This window comes from Flavobacteriales bacterium (genome assembly GCA_020435415.1).
Taxonomy (GTDB): Bacteria; Bacteroidota; Bacteroidia; order JACJYZ01; family JACJYZ01; genus JACJYZ01.
The window spans coordinates 1-4,031 of the sequence record JAGQZQ010000151.1; the positions used below are offsets into that span (position 1 = coordinate 1).

At 46.9% G+C, this 4,031-nt stretch carries 3 protein-coding genes; all 3 read right to left on the reverse strand.

The window, feature by feature from the left end; translation table 11 throughout:
- Positions 1–514 (reverse strand): YidC/Oxa1 family insertase periplasmic-domain containing protein (locus KDD36_14840; protein MCB0397926.1); only part of this gene is annotated, 514 nt, incomplete at its 3' end.
- Between the two features lie 85 nt (positions 515–599).
- Positions 600–2,234 (reverse strand): CTP synthase, encoded by a 1,635-nt coding sequence (locus KDD36_14845; GenBank protein MCB0397927.1) that lies wholly within the window; start codon positions 2,232–2,234, stop codon positions 600–602.
- Between the two features lie 116 nt (positions 2,235–2,350).
- The coding region (locus KDD36_14850) for a hypothetical protein (protein MCB0397928.1) at positions 2,351–4,031 on the reverse strand (1,681 nt) is incomplete at its 5' end.

The window sequence follows — 4,031 nt, forward strand, 5'->3', positions numbered from 1 at the left end:
TTTCTTCCCCTTTTATCTCGAAAGAAGATCCCATGGGACGGAAATACAATTGGGACGTATTGATAAGCCGGTTACCACTGAAAAACCGGAGTCCGAAATCGGAGCGATCCTCTTCAAACAAAATGAGCGGAAGCGAATCCCATGTAACGTAATCCTTTAGCTCCGCGGTCACGACACGTCCACCCTTGGATGAAATGGTGAGTTTGAGTTTTTCGTTCTCTATCGTAAAATATTCGTCCTTGCCTTCTGCTGCGTTGGCAAAGGCACCTAATGTGTCGGTGCGAAGTTGCAGTTTGGCAGAGTCCGTCAATTCGGTCTGGGCCATGGTTGATTGATCCTGTTGCGCCCGGATTGCCTCGCGTGCCTCTTCTGCATGTTTTTTCTCTACCAGCTCAAGGGAGTCCCTCCTGCGTTCAAGGGCCTCCACCTCCTCTTTGGTGGGTTGATTGAGGATGCTGAATGTAACCAGGATCGCGCCAATCAACAGAAGGCCAATGATCGAATTTCTATCCATCTTCGGGAAATAATTTTAAAAATGAAGGGCCAAAGATAACCAAAAAAGAAAGAGGGTATGGAAGAAGGTATGACGGATGTACGGGTTATTTCCCGGACACCTGTTCTTTTCTGGTACTCACACTCCTATCGATGGCTGCTTTGACAAAACCAACGAAAAGAGGATGTGGATTCTCCACCGTGCTTTTGTACTCCGGATGAAACTGCACACCGATGAACCAGGGATGATTCTTCAATTCTATGATCTCCACCAGTCCTTCGTTCGGGTTGATGCCTGAAGCGATCATACCCATGCCTTCAAACTCGGAGAGATATTCATTGTTAAACTCGAAGCGATGCCTGTGACGTTCACTGATCTCTTCCCGACCATATACTTCAGCCGCCTTGGTATTCTTCACCAACTTACAGGGGTATGCGCCCAGGCGCATGGTACCGCCTTTTTTCTTGATATTTCGTTGACCCTCCATGATATTGATCACCGGATGGGGGGAATGGGCTTCCATTTCCGTTGAATGCGCATCCAGCTTCAGCACATTCCGGGCGAATTCCACAACAGCACATTGCATACCCAGGCAAATCCCGAGGAAGGGAATCTCACGTTCCCTTGCGAAACGGATGGCTTCAATTTTACCTTCGATGCCGCGGTCTCCGAAACCAGGTGCTACCAATACTCCTTTCAGACCTGCCAGCTTATCGGCCACATTATCCGAACTGATCTCTTCGGAGTGCAGCCACTTGATATTCACCTTGCATCCGTTCATGACACCGGCATGAATAAACGACTCAGCGATGGATTTATAGGAGTCCTTGAGTTCTATATATTTTCCGATGAGGCCGATGGACACTTCTGACATCGGGTTCTTGAGCCTCGTTACAAAATCGGCCCACCGCGTCATTTCCGGCTTCACCTTGCTTTCAATCTTCAGTTTTGATAGCACGACTTCATCCAGCCGTTCTTCTTTCATCAGCAAAGGCACGTCATAGATGGTCTCCGCATCAATAGATTCGATGACCGCATTGGGGGCTACATTACAAAAGAGTGCCAGCTTCTTTCGGATCTCATCGGTAATGTGCCTGTCACTTCTGCAAACCAGAATATCGGGTTGAACACCGGCAGCCTGCAGTTCCTTCACGGAATGCTGGGTAGGTTTGGTTTTCAGTTCACCTGAAGCGGCCAGATAAGGCACCAGGGTCAGATGGATCACCAGACAATCATCACCCATTTCCCAGTTCAACTGACGCACCGCCTCAACATAGGGCAGGGATTCGATATCGCCTACAGTACCGCCTATCTCGGTAATCACAAAATCGTAGTTCCCCGTATTGCCGAGGTTCTGAATACAACGTTTGATCTCGTCGGTAATATGGGGGATCACCTGTACGGTTTTGCCCAAATAGGCACCTTCCCGTTCCTTATTAATCACATTCTGGTAAATGCGACCGGTGGTCACATTATTGGATTGCGATGTAGAAACATTCAGGAACCGCTCATAGTGTCCCAGGTCCAGGTCGGTCTCTGCACCATCGTCCGTGACATAACATTCGCCATGTTCATAAGGGTTCATGGTACCGGGATCCACATTGATGTAGGGATCCAGTTTCTGAATGGTAACCGCGAAATTTCGTGATTGAAGTAACTTGGCAAGAGACGCAGATATAATGCCCTTTCCAAGAGATGATGTTACGCCACCCGTAACAAAGATATATTTGGTGTTGCTCACAGATCTTTGAATACGGGCTCAAAAATAACAAATAAACCCGGAGAATCGGATTATTTTATGTTACCGGTTTTCAACAAAACGGAATCGGGAAGCTAAATCAGATGTCCGGATGTTAACTAAAAACTCATATTCAAACCAAAGCTCGGCATGATCGGCAGTTGGTTCACGCGCTCATATCGCACCCGATCGAAATAGAATATGTTTTCCCGGTTATACACATTTGTGATCCCGAGCAATGCTTCGATCCGTGAATGTTCGGAAATAAGAAAGGTGCGTTTCAGTGTTACATCCAGGCGGTGATAATACGGCAGTCTGCCTCCGTTTAGACCACCATAAAGGATTCCGAGGTCTCCGTTTTGTGTGGTATAATTGGTATTGATCCCATCCTGAAAATCGAGTTTCGGAAAGAATCCAGCGGTTTGGGTGAATGGGAAACCTGATCCCAGGTTCCAACGTCCATTAACCTCCCAGTTCTGTTGTTTCCCGAAGGTATAAGCCACTACAAAATTCACATTATGCCTGCGGTCAAAATGGGTGCTATATGTCTTTTCTCCATCATAACGGGTGACCCTACCCAGTGAGTAAACAGCCCAGACATAGGTACGTTTATGGTCGTATTTAAAGAGAATATCCACACCGTAGGCTTTTCCGCTTTCGATGATAAAGTCCTTTTTAAGGGCATCCGGGCGGTCAAAATTATCCGCATCATCATCGAAGACCTTGTTACGGTTAAGGTTGGTCAGCTGGGTAAAATCCTTCACATAACCTTCCACGTTCACATCAAGATTTTCATGAAGATCGTATTCAAAACCAAGGATGGCATGTCTGGCCTTTTGAAGCTTGTGGGTAAGCTTCTTTCCGTCGAATTCATCCTGCAGGTTATCCGGCCCGGACAGGAAGCCATAGAAAAGGTTTACCACGTCCCGGTCTGAGGTGGCACTGATCAGGTTCTGAGAATAGAAACCTCCGGCAAACTTGAACCTCAGTTTATCCGTAGCCAGGAACTTTCCTCCCAGCCGGGGCTCAGGAGAAAAGTTGGACAATGAAGCGTAATAATGCGCCCGGAAGCTTGGCTCCAACAACACTTTCCCTTTTGACATCTTATACTTAAAGAAGCCTGCTAGTTCTGTTGTATTCTGCACCTGTGAAATCTTACGACCTACAGAATTATGAAATTCAAAATCCGTCTTGAAACCAAGCACTTCGATTCCGTATTTGATTTCGTCTTTTCCCGGATAATAGGTAAAATCCAATCCGAAGTTAAACCCGTTGATATCACTTCGCCGTGGCTTTCCATCCGCTTCCTGCAGGGTGATTCCATAATTGGAATATGAGAAATTACCGTTGATCAATGTGGGTGACGCACTGGGGATCAGGATAAAATTACTCCCGAAGCCGGAGGCGTTCCATTGCAGATCTGAGACAAACTGATAATTCACATTATCCTGAAAACGGAAACCGAAGAGATTCAGCTTACTGCCATTACCGGCATTGAACGACACCTTTCCGTACAGGTCGGTGAATGTATAAGGCAAGCCACCGGTATCGATGTATGTATAAAGATTCTTGGAGCTTTGATCCAGGTATGAATTTTTCATCGAGAGGATAAACGAAGAGGACCCTGCATTATCTCCTTTTCCTTTGCTGATTGGTCCTTCGAGCAAGGCCTTTGCATTGAATGTTCCTGCGGATAGCTTTCCGGCGTAGCGGCTCTTATTGCCGTCACGGGTGGTAATGTCCATGATGGATGAGATACGTCCGCCGTATTGCGCCGAAAATCCGCCGGTATACACATCC